Here is a 22,075-nt window from a genome sequence, read left to right on the forward strand (position 1 = left end):
GGTGCAGCTTGAAAACAGGGGCCGCTGCGCGCCCCAACGGGGATAAATCCCCTCGCCACGGAGGCGGTGCAAATGTTACGAAGCGGTAATCCGCCAAATCCCGAACGGCTGATACGCCGGATCGATGCGCATGAACTGATACTTGCCGTGCCAGTCCCAGCGATGGCCGTTCATCAAATCTTCGCCATGGGTGGTGGCATCGTCCGGCAGGCCCATTTCCCACAGCGGCAGTTCGAAATTCGCTTCCTGCACGTTATGCGGATCGAGGCTGACCGCGACCAGAATGAAATTGCTGCCATCGGCGCTGCGCTTGCCGAAGTACAGAATGTTGTCGTTCCAGGCGTTGTAGATCTTCAGGCCCAAATGGGTGTGCAGCGCCGGGTTCTGCCGGCGGATGCGGTTGAGCTGAGCGATCTCGGCAATGATGTTGCCCGGCGCGGTGAAGTCGCGGACGCGGATTTCGTATTTCTCCGAATCCAGGTATTCCTCTTTGCCCGGCACCGGTGCCGATTCGCATAACTCGAAGCCGGAATACATACCCCACAGGCCCGAGCCCATCGTTGCCAAGGCAGCGCGGATGAGGAAACCGGGACGCCCCGACTCATGCAAAAACGCCGGGTTGATGTCCGGGGTATTGACGAAGAAATTCGGCCGGTAGCATTCGCGCCACGGCGACTGATTGAGTTCGGTGAAATATTCCGCCAGCTCGGCCTTGGTATTGCGCCAGGTGAAATAGGTGTAGCTCTGCGAATAACCGACCTTGCCCAGACGCGCCATCATCGCCGGCGTGGTGAAGGCCTCGGCGAGGAAAATCACTTCCGGATACAGCGTGCGCACATCGGCGATCAACCATTGCCAGAACGGCAGCGGTTTGGTGTGCGGGTTGTCGACGCGGAAGATCTTCACACCTTCCTTGACCCAGCCGACAACGATGTCGCGCAACTCGACCCATAGACTCGGAATTGCATCCGGCGCATAGAAGTCGACGTTGACGATGTCCTGGTATTTCTTCGGCGGGTTTTCGGCGTATTTGATCGTGCCGTCCGGGCGCCAGTTGAACCAGCCCGGATGCTCTTTGAGCCACGGGTGGTCCTGGGAGCACTGGATGGCGAAGTCGAGAGCGATTTCCAGACCGTGATCGGCGGCGGCAGCCACCAGCCGGCGGAAATCTTCACGGGTGCCGAGCTGCGAGTGAATCGCCTCGTGGCCGCCCTCTTCGCTACCAATCGCATACGGGCTGCCGGGATCATCCGGGCCAGCAGTCAGGGAATTGTTGCGGCCCTTGCGGTGGGCGCGGCCGATCGGGTGAATCGGCGTGAAGTACAACACGTCGAAGCCCATGTCCTGAATCATCGGCAGACGCGAGTGCACGTCGTTGAAAGTGCCGTGACGCTGAGGATCGTCGGTGATCGAGCGCGGAAACAGCTCATACCAACTGGCGAACTCGGCGAGTTCGCGCTCGACGTCCATGGGGAATTCGGCGCTGATGCTGAGGTAGGCGCGGTGATCGGCCTGAGCCATCAGCTCTGCACTGCGCGAGTGCAGAAACAGCGCAACCTGCTCGGTTTCGAGCAGGCCGGACAATTCATGGTGCAGCGCGGCAAGCTGCTCGCTGAGCTGACCTTCGCTGCGTTCTGCGGCTTGTTGCACCATGGTTCGGCCTTCCTGCAGCTCCAGGGAAACCGGCACAGCAGCGTTGTGCTTCTTTTCCAGTTCGTACTGGAAGCTGGCGAAATGGTCGATCCACGCTTCGATGCAATACAGATAGCGGCCCTGCTCTTCGGGGCGGAACTGGCCTTGCCAGGTGTTGTTGCCCTGATCGGACATGACCTCGGTCTGCCAGGTTTCCTGGCCTTCTTCGCGCCAGCGGATGCGTACGGCGAGCTTGTCATGGCCGTCGGCAAACACTTTGCTGGTCACCACCACTTCGCGCCCGGCAATCGACTTGACGGCAAACTGGCCGCCGTCGAGGGTCGGCATGGTGTTTTCGATGACGATTCGAGGCAGCAGCAACGCCTGCGACAATGGCATGTGCGGGTTGTAACTCAGCTCTGAAGGTCTTTCAGCAGTCATTGAGCATCTCTCCTTAACGCCCCAAGGACGCTCTTGTGCCGGAACAGTATTCGCGACAAAGCGCCGGCCCTGTCATGAACTCACTTAGGTTCCGAGCAACCGGCGCGGGGAAAAGTTCAGATGAAATTAACAAGACAAACCGGCGGATCGAATTTGCCGTGGCCGGGTCAACTCACTTAAGCACGTCCCACGCCATGTGCCATACGGAGGTCATCAGATGAACATCCCGATCCCGGCGGAAACGCCTGATCCGAACATCGACAAACCCACCCTGCCGGATACCGAGCCGCCACCGGTGCCCGAGCAAGAGCCACCCGGCACCACGCCACCGCCGAAAGAAGAGCCACCGAATACGATGCCGCCGGTGATCGTCTGACCCTGCCCCCCTGATCGTTCCCACGCTCCGCGTGGGGATGCCTCAACGGACGCTCCGCGTTCGGCTCCAGAAGGGACGCGGAGCGTCCCGGGCTGCATTCCCACGCGGAGCGCGGGAACGATCAGGCAACGATCAGGCAACGATCATCAGCCGGCGGGAAGTCAAAGGTGGTCGTTCTTGTCGACATCCTTTTCGAACACTCTCACCACGTAAGGCATCACGCTGAAGATCGCCAGTGCCAGAATGGTACTGAGCAATGCCGTCGCTTCCTTGCCCAGCCCCGCCGCCACGCCGATCGCCGCCGTCATCCATAAGCCCGCCGCCGTGGTCAGGCCTTTGACATGGGCCTCGTCGCCCTGCTGATTTTTCAGAATGGTGCCGGCGCCGAGAAAGCCGATCCCGGCAATCACACCCTGCAAGACCCGACTCATGGCATCGGATTCTGCGCCCGAGGTCTGCGGCACCAACACGAATAGCGCAGCGCCCAACGCCACCAGCATGTGCGTGCGCACGCCCGCTGCCTTGCCTTTATGCTCGCGCTCAAATCCGAGTATCCCGCCGAGAATCGCCGCCATCAGCAGGCGTACGGTGATCCGGGTCATTTGCGAGGCGTCGCCGATATCGGCAAATTCGGCTTGCATCGTGGCCCACACTTCATCCCACCAGTCTTCCATCGTGCTTCCCTTGTTATTGGCTTGATAAGCGATGGACAACAGCGACCATTAATCGGTTGCGCAGAACGAACTGCGCGCTGCGTTTCCTAACGTGCAGACCTCACTTGAAAGGACTGCCGCCATGACCGTTCGAATCGATGAATCCAACCCTGAGCAGAAAGTGTGTTTTTTCACCGTCGAGCATGGTGAGCAAATCCGTATCTGCGACACGTTGACAGTCGAGACCGATAGCGAAAAAGCCATGTCGTTCGTGGAAATCGAAGGCAAACGCGCCTACATCACCGAAGCAGAAGCCGATGTCTTGACCGTCGCCGGGGCCAAGGACGGGCGCAAACATCTGAAGACCGATGACAGTGATTCGGTGGTTTGATTGATCTCGATCAACACCCGGCGCAGGCGCCTGCAATAGGCGTTTGCGCCGCGCCCACCCTGATGCTTCAAGTTGTCGCAGGGATTGCGCCAAACCCCATCTGATCCGCTTTTTATTGCCAAACCTGAGTCTGTTCTGCAAACAGATCGGCGCTCATAGTGCATCGGCCTGATGGAGGCTGATGAGCGAACGAACATGAGCGAGCAAATCCCCGTCCGAACCGTAGAAGCAGCGCCGACGATAAGAAGCGTACCCGCACGCCCACTGAAGGCGACTGCCGGATCCACCGACAAGCAAATCCACACCCGCAGTTTCACCGGCCTGTTCCGCAATCTGCGTTTAAGCGGTGCCGGGTTTCTGTTCCTGCTGTTCTTCGGCACCGTGTGGCTGAACTGGGGCGGTCGGCAGGCGGTGCTGTGGGATCTGGCGGAGAGCAAATTCCACATCTTCGGCGCGACGTTCTGGCCGCAGGATTTCATTCTGCTCTCAGCATTGTTGATCATCGCTGCGTTCGGACTCTTCGCAATTACCGTGTTCGCCGGTCGCGTCTGGTGCGGTTACACCTGCCCGCAGAGTTCGTGGACGTGGATCTTCATGTGGTGCGAGAAGATCACCGAAGGCGAGCGCAACCAACGGATCAAACTGCAAGCGGCGCCGTGGAGCCTGAACAAACTGGCGCGGCGCGCCGCCAAGCACACGTTGTGGCTGGCGATCAGCGTGATGACCGGCCTGACCTTCGTCGGCTACTTCACCCCGATCCGGCCGCTGGCTGAAGATTTGCTGACCCTGCAGATCGGTGGCGTCAGTCTGTTCTGGGTGCTGTTCTTCGCCGCCGCCACCTACATCAACGCCGGTTGGCTGCGTGAAGCCGTGTGCATGCACATGTGCCCGTATGCGCGGTTCCAGAGTGTGATGTTCGACAAGGACACGCTGACCATTGCCTACGACGCCGCCCGTGGCGAAAACCGTGGTCCGCGCAAGCGTGATGTGCGCCCGGTCGAAGCCGGCCTGGGTGATTGCATCGACTGCCAGTTGTGCGTGCAGGTCTGCCCGACCGGCATCGACATCCGCGATGGCTTGCAAATGGAATGCATCGGCTGCGCAGCGTGCATCGACGCCTGCGATTCGATCATGGACAAAATGCATTACCCGCGCGGCCTGATCCGCTACAGTTCCGAGCGCGAATTGCAGGGCGGCAAAACCCATCTGCTGCGTCCGCGTTTGATTGGCTATACGGCGGTGTTGTTGGTGATGATCGGAGCGTTGGCGCTGGCATTGATCGAGCGGCCGATGGTGTCGCTGGACGTGACCAAGGATCGCGGGTTGTTCCGCGAGAACGCTCAGGGGCAGATCGAGAATATTTATTCGCTGAAAGTGATCAACAAGACTCAGCAGCGACAGGAATACCGGTTGAGTCTGGTTGATGGCGACGGGTTTGAGTTGCAGGGCAAAACGGCCCTGAGCCTGGCGCCGGGAGAGATTGTCGATGTGCCGGTGTCGGTGGCGATGACCACCGAGCGCCCGGCGAGCAGTTCGCAGACATTGAGTTTCAGGATTGAAGACAGTGACGAGCCGCAGGTATACAGCGTGGCGAAGAGCCGGTTTGTGGCGCCGATAAATCGTTGAGAATTTGGCATTGCTGCCCTCACCCCAGCCCTCTCCCGGAGGGAGAGTGAGCCGACCGAGGTGTCTGTCGCTATGCATCGACCTGAAAGACCGAGTCGATTATGGATTCGGCAAAGCACTGTCAGGCCGGCATATTTCATCAGCATCCCCCAATCAGCCCTCTCCCTCTGGGAGAGGGCTAGGGTGAGGGCTCCTTCCCTGACACCCCACAAAATCAAGTCCACCAAGGCCCACCGATGAAACGCTACGAAAAATTCGCCGACGACATCGCTGAACTGATCCGCTCCGGCGTCCTCGGCCCCGGCCAGCGGGTGCCGTCGGTGCGCTACGCCAGCCAGACCTACGGCGTCAGCCCGTCCACGGTGTTCCAGGCCTATTACCTGCTCGAACGCCGTGGCCTGATCCGCGCCCGGCCGCGCTCCGGTTACTTCGTCAACGCCCATACGCCGAGCACATTCTCCGAGCCGGTAATCAGCAGCCAGGTCAATGAATCCACCGAGGTTGACGTCAGCGAACTGGTGTTCTCGGTACTCGATTCGATCAAAGACCCCAACACCGTGCCCTTCGGCTCGGCCTTCCCCAGCCCGACACTGTTCCCGCTGCAACGCCTGTCGCGCTCCCTGGCCAGCGCCGCGCGGGAGATGGATCCGCGCATGGTCGTCACCGATATGTCGCCGGGCAATCCGCAACTGCGCCGGCAGATTGCCCTGCGCTACATGGTCGGCGGGCTGATGTTGCCGATGGAAGAATTGCTCATCACCAACGGTGCCCTCGAAGCGCTGAACCTGTGCCTGCAAGCGGTGACCGAGCCCGGTGATCTGGTGGCCATCGAGGCCCCGGCGTTCTACGCCAGCCTGCAGGTGCTCGAACGCTTGAAGCTAAAAGCCGTGGAAATACCCGTGCATCCGCGTGACGGCATCGATCTCGGTGTGCTCGCGCAAACCCTCGAACGTCACCCGATCAAGGCCTGCTGGTGCATGACCAGTTTCCAGAATCCGATGGGCGCGACTGTGCCCGAGGCGAAGAAACAGGAACTCGTCGAACTGCTGCGTCAGCATCAGGTGCCGTTGATCGAAGACGACGTCTACGCCGAGCTTTATTACGGGCAACAGGCGCCAAAACCGGCCAAGGCTTTTGATACCGAAGGATTGGTCATGCATTGCGGCTCGTTCGCCAAAAGTCTCGCGCCCGGTTATCGCATCGGCTGGGTGGCGGCCGGGCGTTTTGCGCAGAAAATCGAACGGCTGAAGCTGATGACCTCACTGTGCGCTTCGATGCCGGCGCAAGCGGCTATCGCCGATTATCTGCAACACGGCGGCTACGATCGGCATCTGCGTAAACTGCGTTATGCCCTGGAAGAACAACAGAGCGCGATGCTCGCGGCGATTGCCCGCTACTTTCCGGCGCAGACCCGGGTCAGCCAACCGGCGGGCGGCTACTTTCTGTGGCTGGAATTGCCGGAGCAGATGGATTCGCTGAAGCTGTTTCAGATGGCACTGGCACAAGGCATCAGCATCGCGCCGGGGCCGATATTCTCGCCGACCCAGCGCTTCAGGAATTGCATTCGGTTGAATTACGGCAGCCCCTGGACCGAGGAATCGGAAAAGGCCATGGAGACGTTGGGGCGGATTGTGCGGTCGTTCTGAGGGATAGATGTTGTCTGGACTGGCCCCTTCGCGAGCAGGCTCGCTCCCACATGGGGTCTGTATTCACAAATCCACTGTGGGAGCGAGCCTGCTCGCGAAGAGGCCGGTTTTAACACTGCAAACCCACCGGTTTACCGCCCACCCCCCAAATCAACAAACGTCCCGGTCGCATACGATGCCTTGTCCGACAGCAACCAGACAATCGCCTCCGCCACTTCATCCGGCCGCCCGCCCCGGGCCATGGGAATCGCCGATTCGAGCTTGCTGACCCGATCCGGGTCGCCGCTCAGCGCATGGAAGTCAGTATAGATGTAGCCCGGACGCACGGCATTGACGCGAATGCCCTCACCCGCGACTTCTTTCGACAGACCGATAGTGAAGGTGTCGAGCGCCCCCTTGGATGCGGCGTAATCAACGTACTCGTTCGGCGAACCGAGGCGTGCCGCGACCGAGGAGACGTTGACGATGCTGCCGCCCTGCCCGCCATGTTTGGGCGACATGCGCAGGATCGCGTGCTTGGCGCAGAGGATCGGCGCCAGCACATTGGTTTTCATGATTTTGAGGATGCGGAATTCGGACATCTCATCGACCCGCGATTTCTGTCCGACGGTGCCGGCGTTATTGACCAGCGCGGTGACACGGCCCAGTTCGGTGTCGACGCGATGAAACATCGCGATCACTTCGTCTTCGATGCTGACATCGGCGCGAACCGCGATGGCCTGCGCGCCCAAGGCGCGAACCTGCTCGAGCACGCTGTGTGCGGCCTGTTCATCCGACTGATAGTTGATGCAGATCCGGTAGCCCTGTTCGGCTGCCAGCAATGCCGTAGCCGCGCCGATTCCGCGCCCGCCCCCGGTGATGACAATGACTTTATCCATGCTGGCCTTCCCCCACGTGCACACGTAACAGTCGGGGGAAGAATAACTGCCATTCATGGCTTTTGCATGAGTTCTGGTGTTGCCGCCATCCCCTGTGGGAGCGAGCCTGCTCGCGAAGAACGATGACTCGGTATCTCAGACCACCGCCAGCCGTTGCCCACGCACGATGTCCTGCATGAAGCGCTCCGCCGGCATCGGATGGCCGAGCAGATAGCCCTGCAGCGAATCACAGCCCAGTTTGGTCAGGAAATCCTGTTGCGCGCCGGTCTCGACACCTTCGGCGACAATCCGCAGATCCAGGGCCTGCCCCAGCGCAACGATCGCCGAGACGATTGCAGCATCATCGCTGTCATGCTCTAGATCGCGGACGAAACCGCGGTCGATCTTCAGCTCATTGGCCGGCAGGCGCTTGAGGTACATCAGGCTGGAATAACCGGTGCCGAAGTCGTCGATCGACAGGTCGACACCCATGTCCGACAGCTCTTGCAGCACGGTCATGCTCGCATCGGCGTCGCTCATGGCCGTGGTTTCGGTGATTTCCAGAGTCAGGCTGTTGGCCGGCAAGTGGTGGGTTGCCAGCGCCTTGGCCACGCTTTGCACCAGCCCGGCATGGCAGAACTGCAAGGCCGAGAGGTTTACGGCAATGCGCCAGTCGGTGTAACCGAGCACGTACCATTCGCGCATCTGCCGGCAGGCTTCGTTGAGCACCCATTCGCCCATTGGAATGATCAGCCCGGTTTTCTCCGCCAGATCGATGAATTTATCCGGCATCAGCATGCCATGCAGCGGATGCTTCCAACGCAGCAGCGCTTCAGCACCGACCGGACGGCCATTGGCGGCGTCGAACTTGGGCTGGTAATGCAGACAGAACTGATTGTGCTCAATGGCCGCGCGCAGGTCCTGCAACAGTTGCAATTGTTTGCGCGCGTTGGTGTTCATCGACGCATCGAAGAAGCTGTAGCCGTTCTTGCCGCCGCCCTTGGCGTGGTACATCGCGGCGTCGGCGTTCATCAGCAGTTCCTGAGCGTTGTCACCGTTGCCCGGGTAGAGGGCAATGCCGACGCTGGCGGAAATCTGCAGATCATGTTCAGCGACGCGGAACGTGCGACCGATGAGGCTGACCTGACGCGCAGCCAGGCTCAAGGCGTCATTGGGCTCGCTCAAACGCACCAGCAGAACGAACTCATCGCCGCCGATCCGCGCAAGAGTGTCCTGGCTGCGCAAGTCTTCACGCAGACGTGCGCCGACCTCGCGCAGCAGTTGGTCGCCCATGTGATGGCCGAATGCGTCGTTGACCGGTTTGAAGCCGTCAAGGTCGATGAACATCAAGGCGAAGCAGCCACCCTGCTCTTGCACCTTTTTGATCGCCTGATTGATGCGGTCGTCGAGCAGCATGCGGTTGGGCAGACTGGTCAGCGGGTCGTGCAGGGCCAGTTGGGTGAGTTCGCGGTTGGCCACCGTCAGCGAGTGCGCCAGATCAGCCGTGCGCGCTTCGAGGCGGGCGTCGAGGATCGAGGTCAACAAGGCAATCGACAGCACCGCCAGCGTAGTGACCACGACCAGGCTATCGAGGCCGTTGCCTTTCAAGCCATTGAGCGTCGCGCCGCAGAAACTGCCGTCAGGAAATTGCGCAGCAGCCATGCCGGTGTAGTGCATGCCGACAATCGCCACCCCCATGATCACCGCCGCGCCGGCACGAATCAGCCGCACATAGGGCGATTGCTGACGCAGGCGAAAGGCAATCCACAATGCCGCTGCCGAGGCGCCGACGGCGATCAGCAGGGAGGCACTGAACAGGGTCGGGTCGTAATCGATGCCCGGTGTCATGCGCAGCGCGGCCATGCCGGTGTAGTGCATGGCGCTGATGCCCGAACCCATGATCAGCGCACCGAAAGCCAATTGCGCCAGTGGCAGTTTCGGTTGGCTGACCAGCCACAGCGCGAAGCCGCAGGACAGCACCGCGATCAGCAGCGACAGCGCAGTGAGGGCGAAGTCGTAGCCCAGGTCGATCGGCAATTTGAAGGCGAGCATGCCGATGAAATGCATCGACCAGACGCCAACGCCCATCGCCAACGCCCCGCCCGCCGTCCAGAAATGCACGGCCCGGCCTTTTGCCGTGGCAATGCGCCCGGTGAGATCGAGCGCCGTGTAGGAAGCCAGAATGGCCACGCACAACGAAATGAAAACCAGGGTGAAGGAGTAGCTGCCGATGAGCATGGACGTTCTCGTGACAAGCCGAAACCGTACTGCTTCCATTCTCGGTCGGGCAAATGCGGCGATTGTACTGATTGCGCGGAAGAACGCACTGACAAAGTAACCAAATTGCCATCAAGCCGATGAAACGCTTGTTCGATCGTCCTACAAGGCTCTGTGGTGGGCTTTAAGCACACCTTGTGAAAGCGATCTCACGCCAGACACAAATCCCTGTGGGAGCGAGCCTGCTCGCGAAAGCGTCGGCACAGCCACCATCGTAGCTGCCTGACCCACCACTTTCGCGAGCAGGCTCGCTCCCACAGGTTCAGCGGTTGTCGCTGACGTCGAGTTGGCCGTCCCAGCCGCCGCCCAGCGCGGCGATCAGTTGCACGCTGGCGATCAGTCGGTTCTGCAGAATATTCAGCACACTGCGTTCGTTGCTCAGCGCCGTGGCTTGCACCACGACCACGTCGATATAGGCAATCAGCCCGGCCTTGTACTGGTTTTCCGTCAGGCGCAGAGAATCACGGGCAGCATCCAGCGCTTCCTGGCGCACTGCCGCTTCGTCCTCATACACCTTGAGCTGGACCAGGTAGTTTTCCACTTCGCGGAAACCGTCGAGCACGGTCTGCCGGTAGCGCGCGACGGTTTCGTCATAGGCCGCCTCGCTGCGGTCGACCTCGGCCGAACGAATGCCACCGTCGAACAGCGGCAAAGAAAGCTGCGGGCCGACCGACCAGAAGCGGTTCGGCAGGCTGATCAGGTTTTTCGAGGTACTGCTGCTGTAGCCGCCGCTCAGGCTCAGGGTCAGGTCCGGGTAATACGCGGCTTTCGCCACGCCGATATTGGCGTTGGCGGCGATCACCGAGCGCTCTGCCGAAGCGATGTCAGGACGGCGTTCCAGCAGTTGTGAAGGCAAGCTCAGCGGTACCTGCGGCAGATTCGGAATGCTCTGGCTTTCGGCAATGCTGAAGTTGGCCGGTGCTTCGCCGGTCAGTACGGCAATAGCGTTTTCGAACTGTGCGCGCTGCCAGATCAGGTCGACGAGATCGGCCTGGGTGCTTTTCAACTGGGTTTGCGCCTGCGCCACCGCATCGCGCCCGGAAACCCCGGCGCGGTACTGGTTCTGGGTCATTTTCAGCGAACGCTCATAAGCGGCAACGGTGGCCTCAAGCAAACGCTTCTGCTGATCGATCACGCGCAGTTGCAGGTAGTTCTGCACCAGTTCCGATTGCTGACTCAGACGCATCGCTGCCAGATCGGCAAAACTCGCCTGGGCGTTGGCCTCATCCGCCTCCAGCCCACGGCGCAGCTTGCCCCAGACATCGGCTTCCCAACTGACGCCCAGTTGCGCGGTGTAGGTATCACGAATACCGCTTGAGGAACTGCTCAGGCTCGAACTGCTGCTGCCGGTGCCCTGACTGGAGCGGTTCTTGCCCAGACTCAGGTCGACGCTGGGGTAAAACGCCCCACGCGCGCTGCGCACCAAAGCCTGCGCTTGACGAAACTGCGCTTCGGACTGGGCAACGGTCTGGTTGGAGCTGTTGAGTTTTTCGATCAAGGCGTTGAGCTGTTGGTCGCCGTACAACTCCCACCAGGCGCCACGGGCCAGCGAGTCGCTTGGGTTGGCCTGACGCCAGCCTTCGGCTTCCTTGAACTGAGCGATTTCGGCGGTTTGCGGGCGCTGGTAGTCCGGGCCGATCGCGCAAGCGCTGAGCAGCGCCACGCACAGTGACAGGCTCAACAGGCGCGAGCCGCGAACGGTGGCCAATTGGATAAGCGAACGGTCAGTCATAGCGGAGTTTCCAGAGCGGCGTCAGTGCGCACGCCACGCCATTTGTTGAAGCGATGGCGCAGCTTGTCGAGATAGAGGTAAACCACCGGGGTGGTGTAGAGGGTCAGAACCTGGCTGAACACCAGACCGCCAATGATGGTCAGGCCCAGCGGCTGGCGCATTTCCGCACCCTCGGCGCGGCCGAGCAGCAACGGCAAGGCGCCGAGGATCGCCGCCAGCGTGGTCATCAGAATCGGACGCAGGCGTTGCAGGCAGGCGCTGCGGATCGACTCCAGCGGCGACAGGCCCTGATGACGCTCCAATTGCAGCGCCAGATCGATCATCAGAATGGCGTTCTTTTTCACCACGCCGATCAGCAGGAATATCCCCAGCAGGGAAATCAGGCTGAACTCGCCGCCCAGTGCATAGATCGACAGCAACGCGCCAACCCCGGCCGAGGGCAAGGTCGAGAGAATGGTCAGCGGGTGGATGTAGCTTTCATACAGCACACCGAGCACCAGATACACCGCCAGCAACGCACCGAGGATCATGAACGGCTGGCTCTTCTGCGTCGCGGCGAAGGCGTCCGCAGTGCCGGCCATTTTCGCAATCACATCTTCCGGCAAGCCGACCTTGGCGATCGCTCGTTCGATGGCGGCACTGCCCTGCTCCACGGTCACGCCTTCGGCCATGTCAAAGGAAATGCTTTCGGACGCGAACTGGCCTTCATGACTGACCCGGTCGTTTTCCAGGCTGTTTTCGTAATGGGCGAACGTCGACAGCGGCACCCGCGCACCGTCAGCGGTAATCACCTCGACCTGCTTGAGCGTCACCGGATCCTGGGCGTATTTCGGATTGACCTCCATCACCACCTGATACTGATTGAGGCTGTCGTAGATCGTCGAAATCTGCCTCTGGCTGTAAGCGTTGTTGAGCACGGCGGTGACCATGTTCATGTCGACCCCCAGGCGCTTGGCCTGATCCCGGTCGACAATCAGTGTCACCTGCTGCGCCCCGGCACCTTCGCGGGCATCGATGGCGGTCAGCTCGGGCAAAGCGCGCAACGCGGTGACCACTTTCGGGAACCACTTGCGCAATTCAGCGAGGTCGCCGCTTTGCAGGATGTAGGTGTATTGCGAACTGGTCTGCTCGCGGCCGCCGCCAAATTGCAGGTCCTGGTCGGCCATCAGCATCAACTGCGCCCCGGGCACCTTGGGCATTTCCTTGCGCAGACGCTCGATGACTTTCTGTGCCGACAGCTGGCGCTCCTTGATCGGTTTCAGGCGCACGATCATGAAGGCGTTGTTGGTGCCGTTGTTACCACCAATGAAGCCGGCCACGCTTTCCACCGCTTCGTCCTTGAGCACGGCGCGGCGGAAGGTTTCCATTTTCGGCTGCATGACGTTGAACGACAGACCGTCGTCGCCACGCACGAAACCGATCAACTGGCCGGTGTCCTGCTGCGGCAGGAAGGTTTTCGGCACCACCACATACAGCGCAATGTTGACGCCAACAGTGAGCAGCAGACTGAACAAGGTCAGACGCCGATGACGCAATACCCAGTCGAGGCTGGTGGCGTATTTGCCGACCATCCAGTCGTTGGTCTTGTGGCTCCAGCGTTGCAGGCGGTTTTCCTGCCCCGGCGTGTGCGGCTTGAGCCAGCGCGCGCAGAGCATTGGCGTCAGCGTCAGGGAAACCACCAGCGACACCACGATCGCCGCCGCCAGGGTGATGGAAAACTCGCGGAACAGGCTTTCGACCAGCCCGCCCATGAACAGGATCGACAGGAACACCGCCACCAGCGAAACGTTCATCGACAGCAGGGTAAAACCGACTTCCTTGGCGCCGAGGTACGCGGCCTGCATCGGCTTGACGCCTTCGTCGATATGCCGGGAAATGTTCTCCAACACCACGATGGCGTCGTCCACCACCAGTCCGGTGGCGAGAATCAGCGCCATCAGCGACAGGTTGTTCAGCGAGAACCCGTACAGGTACATCACCGCAAAGGTACCGACCAGCGACACCGGCACCGCCAGGGTCGGGATCAGCGAGGCGCGGAAGTTACCCAGAAACAGGTACACCACCAGCACCACCAGGGCGACGGCGATCAGCAAGGTCATCTCGGCTTCATGCAGCGTCGCCTTGATCACTGGCGAGCGATCCATGGCCAGATTGAGTTTGACGCTGGCCGGCAGCACCGCTTGCAGCGCGGGCAACTGCGCTTTGATCTCGTTGACCGTCTCGATGATGTTGGCGCCGGCCTGACGGTTGATCACCAGCAATACCGCCGCGTCGTCGTTGAAGAAACCGCTGTTGTAACGGTCTTCGACGCCATCGCTGACTTTCGCCACGTCCTTGAGACGCAAGGCGGCGCCGTCAGCGTAGTGAATGATCAGCGACTCATAATCCTTGGCTTTCTCCAACTGGTCGTTGGCCTGGATTTGCCACAAGCGCTCGCCGTCCTCGACCGAACCCTTGGGCCGGCGTACGTTAGCGTCGGCAATGGTCTTGCGCACATCGTCGAGGGCCACGCCGTACTGGTTCAGCGCCTGCGGTTCGAGCTCGATGCGCACCGCCGGCAGCGAACTGCCACCGATCTGTACTTCACCAACGCCCTGCACCTGCGACAGGCTTTGCGAGAGGATGGTCGAAGCCAGGTCGTAGAGCTGGCCTTTTTCCAGCACATCCGAAGTCAGCGACAGCACCATGATCGGCGCCTGCGACGGATTGACCTTTTTATACGTCGGCATGCTGCGCATCCCGCTCGGCAGCAGATTGCGCGAGGCGTTGATCGCCGCCTGCACTTCCCGCGCCGCGCCGTTGATGTCGCGGTCGAGGTCAAACTGCAGAATCACCCGCGTCGAACCCTGACTGGAGCGGCTGCTCATGGTGTTGACACCGGCAATCGCACCGAACGACCGCTCCAGCGGCGTCGCCACCGTCGAAGCCATCACCTCGGGACTTGCGCCCGGCAGACTGGCCTGGACGACAATCACCGGGAAATCCATCTGCGGCAACGGCGATACCGGCAACAGCCCGAAGCTGACCCCACCGAGCAACATGATTGCCAGGGAGAGCAGCATGGTTGCCACGGGGCGTTTGATGAAAGGGCCGGATAGGTTCATCGACTCTTGTTCTCCCCGCATACCTCTGTGGGAGCGAGCCTGCTCGCGAATGCGCCCTTACCTTCAACTTTGGCAGTGACTGACCTCCCGCTTTCGCGAGCAGGCTCGCTCCCACAGGGGAGATATATTCCGACAGTCATACCGCGACCTCTTCACCTTCGGCTTTGGATTTGCCAAAGCGCCTTCCGAGGCGGTCGAAGTACAGGTAAATCACCGGCGTGGTGAACAGCGTCAACACCTGGCTCACCAACAAGCCGCCGACCATCACCAGACCCAACGGCTGACGCAGTTCCGCGCCAGACCCCGTGGCCAGCATCAGCGGCACTGCGCCGAACAACGCCGCCAGCGTGGTCATCAGAATCGGCCGGAAGCGCAGCAACGCCGCTTGATAGATCGCCTCTGCCGGGGCCATGCCCTGGGTGCGTTCGGCGTCGAGGGCGAAGTCGATCATCATGATCGCGTTCTTCTTGACGATACCGATCAACAGAATGATGCCGATGATCGCGATCATGCCCAAATCGTTGCCGCTGAGCAGCAACGCCAGCAAGGCACCGACTGCGGCGGACGGCAAGGTCGAAAGAATGGTGATCGGGTGGATGTAGCTCTCGTAGAGCACACCGAGGACGATGTACATGGTCACCACGGCCGCCAGAATCAGCAGCAAGGTGCTCGACAGCGAAGCCTGGAACGCCTGCGCCGCGCCCTGGAACTGAGTCTGCACGCCGACCGGCATGCCGATGTCCTGCTGCACCTGCTCGATGATGTCCACGGCATGCCCCAACGCCACGCCCGGCGCGAGGTTGAACGACATCATCACCGCCGGGAACTGGCCGATGTGGGTGATCGCCAGTTGCGCCTGACGCTCTTCGACATGCGCCAGACTCGACAGGCGCACCTGCGCGCCGTCGGTGGTCTTGACGTGAATCTGATCCAGTGCCTGCGGGCCGATCTTCTCCCCGGCCTGGGCTTGCAGCACCACGCGGTACTGGCTGGCCTGAGTATAAATGGTCGAAATCTGCCGCTGGCCGAAGGCGTCGTACAGTGCATCGGTGATATTCGCCACCGACACGCCCAGGCGCGAAGCGGCGTCGCGGTCGATCACCAGATAGACCTGCAAACCTTTGTCCTGCAAATCACTGGCAACGTCGGTCAACTCCGGACGCTGGGCCAGGGCTTCGACCAGACGGCCACTCCACTGGCTGAGCAATTCGGAGTCCGGCGAGGACATGCTGAACTGGTACTGGGTGCGGCTGACCCGGTCCTCGATGGTCAGATCCTGCACCGGCTGCATGAACAGACGAATGCCGACCAGTTTGTCCAGTTGCGGTTGCAGGCGGGAAATCACTTCGCTGGCCGTCAGATCGCGCTCGCCATGAGGCTTGAGGTTGATCAGCAAGCGGCCGCTGTTGAGCGTGGCGTTGTCGCCGTCGACGCCAATGTAGGACGACAGGCTCTGCACCGCCGGATCTTCAAGAATGATCTTCGCCAGTTGCTGCTGCCGCTCGCCCATCGCCGCGAAGGAGATCGACTGCGGCGCTTCGGAAATACCCTGAATCACCCCGGTGTCCTGCACCGGAAAGAAACCCTTCGGCACGATCACGTAAAGGAATACGGTCAACGCCAGCGTGCCGATGGCGACCAGCAAGGTCAGCGGCTGATGCTTGAGCACCCAGCGCAGCATCCGCCCGTATTCCTTGATCATCCAGTCGATGAACGCACCGCTGGCGCGGTAGAAACGGCCTTGCTCGTGTTCTTGCGGTTCACGCTTGAGCAGGCGCGCGCACATCATCGGCGTCAGGGTCAGCGACACCACCAGGGAAATCAGGATCGCCACCGCCAGGGTAATGGCGAACTCGCGGAACAGGCGCCCTACCACGTCGGCCATGAACAGCAGCGGAATCAGTACGGCGATCAGCGACAGGGTCAGGGAAATCAGGGTGAAGCCGATCTGTTTCGCGCCCTTGAGCGCGGCCTGCATCGGGCTGTCACCCTCTTCGATGAAGCGCGAAATGTTCTCGAGCATGACGATGGCGTCGTCGACCACGAAGCCGGTGGCAATGGTCAGCGCCATCAACGTCAGGTTGTTCACCGAGAAACCGGCGAGGTACATCACGCCGAAGGTGCCGATCAGCGACAGCGGCACGGCGACCGAGGGAATGATCGTCGCACTGGCGCGGCGCAGAAACAGGAACGTGACCATGACCACCAGCGCGATAGCGATCAGCAGTTCGTGTTGCACGTCGGTGACCGAGGCACGGATGGTCTGGGTGCGATCGGTCAGCACCGTGACTTCGAGGCCGGCCGGCAGGTTGTCGGTGATGCTCGGCAGCAAGGCCTTGATGCGATCGACCACTTCGATAACGTTGGCGCCCGGCTGACGCTGGATGTTCAGCAACACCGCCTGATTCTGGTTGGCCCACGCGGCCAGACGCTCGTTCTCGGCGCCATCGACGATTTCCGCGACGTCCTTGAGCCGCAACGGCGCGCCGTTCTTGTAGGTCAGGATCAGATTCGCGTAGTCCTCGGGCGAGGTCAGTTGGTCGTTGGCATCGAGCATCGACACCCGGGTCGGCCCATCGAAGTTGCCTTTCGGCTGGTTGACGTTGGAGGCGCCGATCAGCGTGCGCACGTCCGACAGATTGAGGCTGTTGGCCGCCAGCGCTTCGGGGTTGACCTTGATCCGCACCGCCTGACGCTGGCCACCGGCAATGCTGACCATGCCGACGCCGCTGATCTGGGCGATTTTCTGCGCCATGCGCGTATCGACCAGATCATTGAGCTTGGGCAGCAGCATGGTTTTCGAGGTGATGGCCAAGGTCAGAACAGGCGTGTCCGCCGGGTTGACCTTGTTGTACACCGGCGGTGCCGGCAGGTCGGTCGGCAGCAGGTTGGTCGCGGCGTTGATCGCGGCTTGCACCTGCTGTTCGGCGACGTCCATGTTGATGTCGAGGCTGAAGCGCAGGGTCAGCACCGAAGCGCCGCCGGAGCTGGTCGAGGCCATTTGTGTGAGGCCCGGCATCTGCCCGAACTGGCGTTCAAGCGGCGCGGTGACGGCGCTGGTCATCACGTCCGGACTGGCGCCGGGGTACAGGGTCATGACGCGGATGGTCGGATAATCGACCTGCGGCAAGGCCGAAACCGGCAGCAGGCGATAAGCGATCAGGCCGGCCAGGACAATGGCCAGCATGCTCAGGGTGGTGGCTACCGGACGGAGGATGAACAGCCGCGAAATGTTCATGCGCCCTTCTTGGCCTTATCGGCTGTGGTCGCATCGGGATTGGCGGCAGATTTGCCTTGCAGGTGTTCGGTCGGCGAGGTCGGCACTTCGCTGCTGTCATTGACCACTTCGACTTCGCTGCCCTCCTTCAGGCGATCGGTGCCTTCAAGCACCACGCGATCACCTGCGGCGAGGCCTTCGGTGACCACGGTGTTGTCACCGTCGCTGGCACCGATTTTCAGTTGGCGAATGGTAACTTTCTTGTCGCCGTCCAGCGCATAGACAAAAGTGCCATTGGTGCCGAACTGAATCGCTGCCGACGGTGCCAGCACTACACCTTTGAGCGTGTCGGCCAGCAAATGAACGTTGACGAACTGATTGGGGAACAGCGACTGGTCGCGGTTATCGTAACGGGCCTTGAACTTGAGGGTGCCGGTAGCTACGTCGATCTGGTTGTCGAGGCTTTGCAGCACACCGGTAGCCTGCAGCTTGGTGTCGCCCCGATCCCACGCTTCGGCGGGCAACTTGGCGCCGCTGCGGTAACGGGCCAGCACGGTGTCGAGGCTGTTCTCCGGCAAGGTGAAGGCAACGCTGATCGGTTGCGTCTGGGTGATCACTGCGAGGAACGTCGTGTCATTAGCGGCGACGAGGTTGCCGACGTCGACCTGACGCAGACCGACGCGACCGGCAATCGGCGCGCGGATCTTGGTGAATTCGAGATTGAGCTTGGCGTCGTTGACCGCCGCCTGATTGGTCTTGACCGTGCCCAGGTACTGGCCAACCAGCGCTTCGGCGGTGTCGAGGGTCTGTTTGGCGATGCTGTCTTCTTTATACAGACCGCGGTAACGCTCGACGTCGACCTGGGCGTTTTTCAGTTGCGCCTGATTCTGCAGCAACGTGCCTTCGGCCTGGAGCAAAGCGTTCTGGTAAGGACGCGGATCGATCTCGGCCAGCAGGTCGCCCGCCTTGACCATCTGCCCTTCTTCGAAATGAATCTTTACCAGTTCGCCGCCCACGCGGCTGCGCACGTTGATGGTATTGAGCGCGGTAACCGTGCCCAGTGCCTTGTAATACAGCGGGAAGTCGCCCTTCACCGCCGGCGCCACACGCACCGGAATCGGCCCGGTACCGCCGCCGAAGCCAGGCCGCATCATTCCCGAGCGCCCGGTATGCCCGGCGGCCGCTTTGTCGCCGCCTGCCTTGTCAGCAGAGCCGGCGGGCCAGAATTTCCAGCACAGGACAGCGATGACCAACAGGACCAGCAGGCTGATCAGCCAGCGACGGGATTTGCGGGGGGACGATTGCATGGAGTTATTGACCATTGGGCGCGTGGGCTTCTATTACGGGAGGCTGAACGATAAGCACTGAGTGGATTTAAGCAAAGCAGCTTTACCGGCAATTTACCTTCCACTTACGTTTCAAGGTGTGAGGCAAAACCCTGATACACAAATGAAAACGGCCTGGACAGGGCCAGGCCGTTAACAATTGTAAAAGCCTTACTTGAGAACGGACAGTGCCGCTTCGTAGTTAGGTTCTTCAGCGATTTCCTTGACCAGTTCGCTGTGCAGAACGGTGTCGTTTTCGTCCAGCACCACAACGGCGCGAGCGGTCAGGCCTTTCAGCGGGCCGTCAGCAATGGCCACGCCATAGTTTTCGATGAACTCGCTGCCGCGCAGAGTCGACAGGTTCTGTACGTTTTCCAGGCCTTCAGCACCGCAGAAGCGCGCCTGGGCGAATGGCAGGTCAGCAGAGATGCACAGCACCACGGTGTTGCTGATGTCGTTGGCCTGGGCGTTGAACTTGCGCACGGAGGTGGCGCAGGTCGGCGTGTCGACGCTTGGGAAAATGTTCAGGACTTTGCGCTTGCCGGCGAAGTCTTGCAGGGTGACGTCGGACAGATTGCCGGCTACCAGGGAAAAGGCTGGCGCCTTGGAACCGGCTTGTGGCAACTGGCCGTTGACTTGAACCGGATTGCCTTTGAGGGTGACTTGAGCCATGACTTGAGTCCTTCTGTTTTTTGATTGGAAAGCATGCAAGAGGCGGAAGTTAACCACGAAATCGGCTGACGACCTATGCCCTGTTTGAAATTGTTGGGTGCTGAGCGGTGAAATTGTATACAACCCACCGCAGCTTCCCTGAAAGGGTGAGCCTGCTAGCGAAAGCGTTGTGTCAGGCAGGACATTCGAAACTGATACACCAAAATGCGAGCAGGCTCACTCCCACACTGAATACGTGTCCAGTGTGGGAGCGAGCCTGCTCGCGAAAAGGCAACCAGCCTTACTGCATCATTTGGCTTCAGATTTGAGTTTCAGATACGACTGATGCAGATCGCTTGCCCAGCCATCGATCACCGCTTTCATGTCGTCGGCTTTCATCACCTGGGAAGAGTTTTCCAGCGGTTTGCCGGTACCTTTGCGCACCACCTGCGCGATGACATGATTGGTCGCGCCGTCCATGAATACCGCTTCGGTGGCCAGCGTGGTTTCCTGGTCGCGGATGCCAGAGGCCGTACTTACCGCTGCGGCGACCAGTGCGATCGGGATCACTTCATAGACTTGCAGGCCTTCGGTCTTGCTGCTGACTGCGGTAATCGCCGGACGCACCACAATTACGCCCGGCCCGGGACCTGCGGCCAACGGCAGCGATTTGCCGAGTTCGCGCTTGAGCGCCTGATCGTAATAACTGGTTATGCCATTGAGAGTCTGCTGGGGGATTTTCTCGGTGGCTTGCGGCTTCGGGTAGAGCTGGCTTGGCTCTACGTAAACGCTGGTGAATTTATTGATGTCGAGTTTCGGGTCCATCCAGCGCATCACCTCGGCACCAGAGGGTGACTTGGCCTCCTTCAGCTGGCTGTAATCCTTGAGAAAGCCGGAATACTGGTCAGGCTCGACGGTTTTGCTGGAACAACCCACCACGCCAAGGGTGGCAATGCACAGCGTGCCCATCACGACGGCTAGCTTCATGCTGTAATTCCTTTGAGAAGGCCAAGACATTTTGCATAGGGGAGATACAGGTATAGCCAAAACCCCGGCAAATGCGATGGCCAATTGCAAAGTTCACATCCGACAGCGCGTGTGCCTCGCCAACCGGTATTACCAGGACGATGTCTCGCCACTGCGCAACGCCATCTCTCGCCGGCTATTGGCGCGCATCGCCTTGATCAGCGATACCGTTCCCACCAGCAGAATCGCCGCACCAAACAAGAAGTCGATGTTGTATAGCTGGAAATCTTCCACCGGCCCGATCAGCAATGTACGCACCACCGCAATTCCCACCAACGTCGCGAGAAAGTCGATCCCCGGTTCATCGCGGTAGAACACCAGCATCAGTGGCAGGCACAGCACCAGCAGAAGCAACAGCACCACGACCTTGAACGAGCCTTTGCGTTCGACGCTGAACGCGCACTCATGCGCCCCGTACGGCTTGTAGTCCTCATCGCGGATCATCGAGTTTTTCTCGTTGATGTAGTCGGCGCGGTTGTACTTCTGGATCGGCGTAAAGGTGTTGGACATCTCCATCAGCGTGGTGATGTTCTTGAAGCGCAAGTCGATGCGCTCGCTGCCCTTGAGGTAATACAGCACCGGTTTATAGCCGTAGCGATAGGTATCGAAGGGGAACGCGGCAGTCTGAGCGTGCACGCCGATTGCGCGAGGCTCAAGTTCGGCGAAGGCGCTTTTATTGGTCGACGAGAGGTTGCGGCTCAGCGGCTGCACCTTGACCTGCTCGAGGAAGATCGGCGTGACGCCGAACGACCACTGCAGCGGTTCCAGACGCAGGCGCAGTTCGTTGCGGCCCAGGTCGTAGCGGTTGAAGGTTCGTTCGGAAACCACCAGCGAGCCGCCAACCATGAATTCGCCGCGCAGGTTGTTGGTGACGCGCAAGGTCAGTTGATCCTTGCCCAGCAACGCCGCTTCACTGGTCGGCGGCGTGCCGCACCACGCGGTGCTTTCGCCGACACCGCCGAGCTGGCCGTTGCGGTTTTCCTTGAATACATAAAAGTAACTGGCCCACAGCGTCAGCAGCAAAAGCGACGCCGTGAGACCGAGGATTTTTTTACCCGGACTCACTGATCAGACTCCCTTCTTCGGTTCCATCGTCCAGCCGAAAACCCGCTGGCGACGGC

The 22,075-nt window shown here is 60.5% G+C and carries 15 protein-coding genes; 4 read left to right on the forward strand and 11 right to left on the reverse strand.

Translation table 11 applies throughout. The features are described from left to right. Positions 1–75: 75 nt before the first annotated feature. Positions 76–2,073 (reverse strand): alpha-1,4-glucan--maltose-1-phosphate maltosyltransferase, encoded by a 1,998-nt coding sequence (locus tag AB4N48_RS11255; RefSeq protein ID WP_305383056.1) that lies wholly within the window; start codon positions 2,071–2,073, stop codon positions 76–78. Between the two features lie 217 nt (positions 2,074–2,290). On the opposite strand from AB4N48_RS11255, the gene AB4N48_RS11260 reads away from it, so the two are divergent. Beyond that, complete coding sequence (locus AB4N48_RS11260) at positions 2,291–2,449, forward strand: hypothetical protein (protein ID WP_167351302.1); 159 nt, start codon at positions 2,291–2,293, stop codon at positions 2,447–2,449. 161 nt (positions 2,450–2,610) lie between these two features. Here AB4N48_RS11260 and AB4N48_RS11265 read toward each other — a convergent pair whose 3' ends face one another. Next, positions 2,611–3,123, reverse strand: a complete 513-nt coding sequence (locus AB4N48_RS11265; RefSeq protein ID WP_056785798.1) for an MgtC/SapB family protein — start codon at positions 3,121–3,123, stop codon at positions 2,611–2,613. Positions 3,124–3,244: 121 nt separating this feature from the next. Between AB4N48_RS11265 and AB4N48_RS11270 the strand changes: the two genes are divergently transcribed. The 3 genes from AB4N48_RS11270 to mapR all read left to right on the forward strand — a co-directional run bounded on the left by AB4N48_RS11270 (position 3,245) and on the right by mapR (position 6,765). Beyond that, positions 3,245–3,493, forward strand: coding sequence for a DUF3203 family protein (locus AB4N48_RS11270; RefSeq protein ID WP_460095448.1), 249 nt, complete (start codon positions 3,245–3,247; stop codon positions 3,491–3,493). 195 nt (positions 3,494–3,688) lie between these two features. Next, the gene (gene ccoG / locus AB4N48_RS11275; RefSeq protein ID WP_457263244.1) at positions 3,689–5,119 is read left to right on the forward strand and encodes a cytochrome c oxidase accessory protein CcoG; all 1,431 of its coding nucleotides are present in this window, start codon (positions 3,689–3,691) and stop codon (positions 5,117–5,119) included. A 236-nt stretch (positions 5,120–5,355) separates the two neighbouring features. After that, the gene (mapR, locus tag AB4N48_RS11280; RefSeq protein ID WP_041480995.1) at positions 5,356–6,765 is read left to right on the forward strand and encodes a GntR family transcriptional regulator MpaR; all 1,410 of its coding nucleotides are present in this window, start codon (positions 5,356–5,358) and stop codon (positions 6,763–6,765) included. Between the two features lie 131 nt (positions 6,766–6,896). Here mapR and AB4N48_RS11285 read toward each other — a convergent pair whose 3' ends face one another. From AB4N48_RS11285 to AB4N48_RS11325, 9 genes are all read right to left on the reverse strand, one after another. Next, complete coding sequence (locus tag AB4N48_RS11285) at positions 6,897–7,643, reverse strand: SDR family oxidoreductase (protein WP_041480996.1); 747 nt, start codon at positions 7,641–7,643, stop codon at positions 6,897–6,899. Positions 7,644–7,778: 135 nt separating this feature from the next. Then, positions 7,779–9,860 (reverse strand): putative bifunctional diguanylate cyclase/phosphodiesterase, encoded by a 2,082-nt coding sequence (locus tag AB4N48_RS11290; RefSeq protein WP_041480997.1) that lies wholly within the window; start codon positions 9,858–9,860, stop codon positions 7,779–7,781. A gap of 301 nt (positions 9,861–10,161) precedes the next feature. Continuing rightward, entirely contained in the window at positions 10,162–11,631 is a 1,470-nt protein-coding gene (locus tag AB4N48_RS11295; protein WP_460095449.1) for an efflux transporter outer membrane subunit, read from the reverse strand. Beyond that, positions 11,628–14,735 carry an efflux RND transporter permease subunit gene (locus AB4N48_RS11300; protein WP_071172349.1) on the reverse strand — a complete coding sequence of 1,036 codons (3,108 nt, stop codon included), beginning with the start codon at positions 14,733–14,735 and terminating at the stop codon, positions 11,628–11,630. The genes AB4N48_RS11295 and AB4N48_RS11300 overlap by 4 nt, the downstream gene beginning before the upstream one ends. A gap of 136 nt (positions 14,736–14,871) precedes the next feature. Further along, entirely contained in the window at positions 14,872–17,973 is a 3,102-nt protein-coding gene (locus AB4N48_RS11305; RefSeq protein ID WP_375123669.1) for an MdtB/MuxB family multidrug efflux RND transporter permease subunit, read from the reverse strand. Continuing rightward, complete coding sequence (locus AB4N48_RS11310; RefSeq protein WP_041481001.1) at positions 17,970–19,274, reverse strand: MdtA/MuxA family multidrug efflux RND transporter periplasmic adaptor subunit; 1,305 nt, start codon at positions 19,272–19,274, stop codon at positions 17,970–17,972. The genes AB4N48_RS11305 and AB4N48_RS11310 overlap by 4 nt, the downstream gene beginning before the upstream one ends. Before the next feature lie 174 nt (positions 19,275–19,448). After that, positions 19,449–19,949: a thiol peroxidase gene (tpx, locus tag AB4N48_RS11315; RefSeq protein ID WP_076563099.1), complete on the reverse strand. Its 501-nt coding sequence runs from the start codon at positions 19,947–19,949 to the stop codon at positions 19,449–19,451. Between the two features lie 288 nt (positions 19,950–20,237). Further along, positions 20,238–20,915: a DUF3313 domain-containing protein gene (locus AB4N48_RS11320; RefSeq protein ID WP_071172345.1), complete on the reverse strand. Its 678-nt coding sequence runs from the start codon at positions 20,913–20,915 to the stop codon at positions 20,238–20,240. 129 nt (positions 20,916–21,044) lie between these two features. Further along, on the reverse strand, positions 21,045–22,019 hold the full coding sequence (locus AB4N48_RS11325) for a hypothetical protein (RefSeq protein WP_150635397.1): 975 nt from the start codon (positions 22,017–22,019) through the stop codon (positions 21,045–21,047). Positions 22,020–22,075 lie beyond the last annotated feature (56 nt).

Source organism: Pseudomonas sp. S2_C11 (genome assembly GCF_054668395.1).

Bases quoted from the DNA above. Each gene is read 5' to 3' on its own strand.
- AB4N48_RS11255 (WP_305383056.1), bottom strand. From the start codon at position 2,073: ATGACTGCTGAAAGACCTTCAGAGCTGAGTTACAACCCGCACATGCCA.
- AB4N48_RS11260 (WP_167351302.1), top strand. From the start codon at position 2,291: ATGAACATCCCGATCCCGGCGGAAACGCCTGATCCGAACATCGACAAA.
- AB4N48_RS11265 (WP_056785798.1), bottom strand. From the start codon at position 3,123: ATGGAAGACTGGTGGGATGAAGTGTGGGCCACGATGCAAGCCGAATTT.
- AB4N48_RS11270 (WP_460095448.1), top strand. From the start codon at position 3,245: ATGACCGTTCGAATCGATGAATCCAACCCTGAGCAGAAAGTGTGTTTT.
- ccoG (WP_457263244.1), top strand. From the start codon at position 3,689: ATGAGCGAGCAAATCCCCGTCCGAACCGTAGAAGCAGCGCCGACGATA.
- mapR (WP_041480995.1), top strand. From the start codon at position 5,356: ATGAAACGCTACGAAAAATTCGCCGACGACATCGCTGAACTGATCCGC.
- AB4N48_RS11285 (WP_041480996.1), bottom strand. From the start codon at position 7,643: ATGGATAAAGTCATTGTCATCACCGGGGGCGGGCGCGGAATCGGCGCG.
- AB4N48_RS11290 (WP_041480997.1), bottom strand. From the start codon at position 9,860: ATGCTCATCGGCAGCTACTCCTTCACCCTGGTTTTCATTTCGTTGTGC.
- AB4N48_RS11295 (WP_460095449.1), bottom strand. From the start codon at position 11,631: ATGACTGACCGTTCGCTTATCCAATTGGCCACCGTTCGCGGCTCGCGC.
- AB4N48_RS11300 (WP_071172349.1), bottom strand. From the start codon at position 14,735: ATGAACCTATCCGGCCCTTTCATCAAACGCCCCGTGGCAACCATGCTG.
- AB4N48_RS11305 (WP_375123669.1), bottom strand. From the start codon at position 17,973: ATGAACATTTCGCGGCTGTTCATCCTCCGTCCGGTAGCCACCACCCTG.
- AB4N48_RS11310 (WP_041481001.1), bottom strand. From the start codon at position 19,274: ATGGTCAATAACTCCATGCAATCGTCCCCCCGCAAATCCCGTCGCTGG.
- tpx (WP_076563099.1), bottom strand. From the start codon at position 19,949: ATGGCTCAAGTCACCCTCAAAGGCAATCCGGTTCAAGTCAACGGCCAG.
- AB4N48_RS11320 (WP_071172345.1), bottom strand. From the start codon at position 20,915: ATGAAGCTAGCCGTCGTGATGGGCACGCTGTGCATTGCCACCCTTGGC.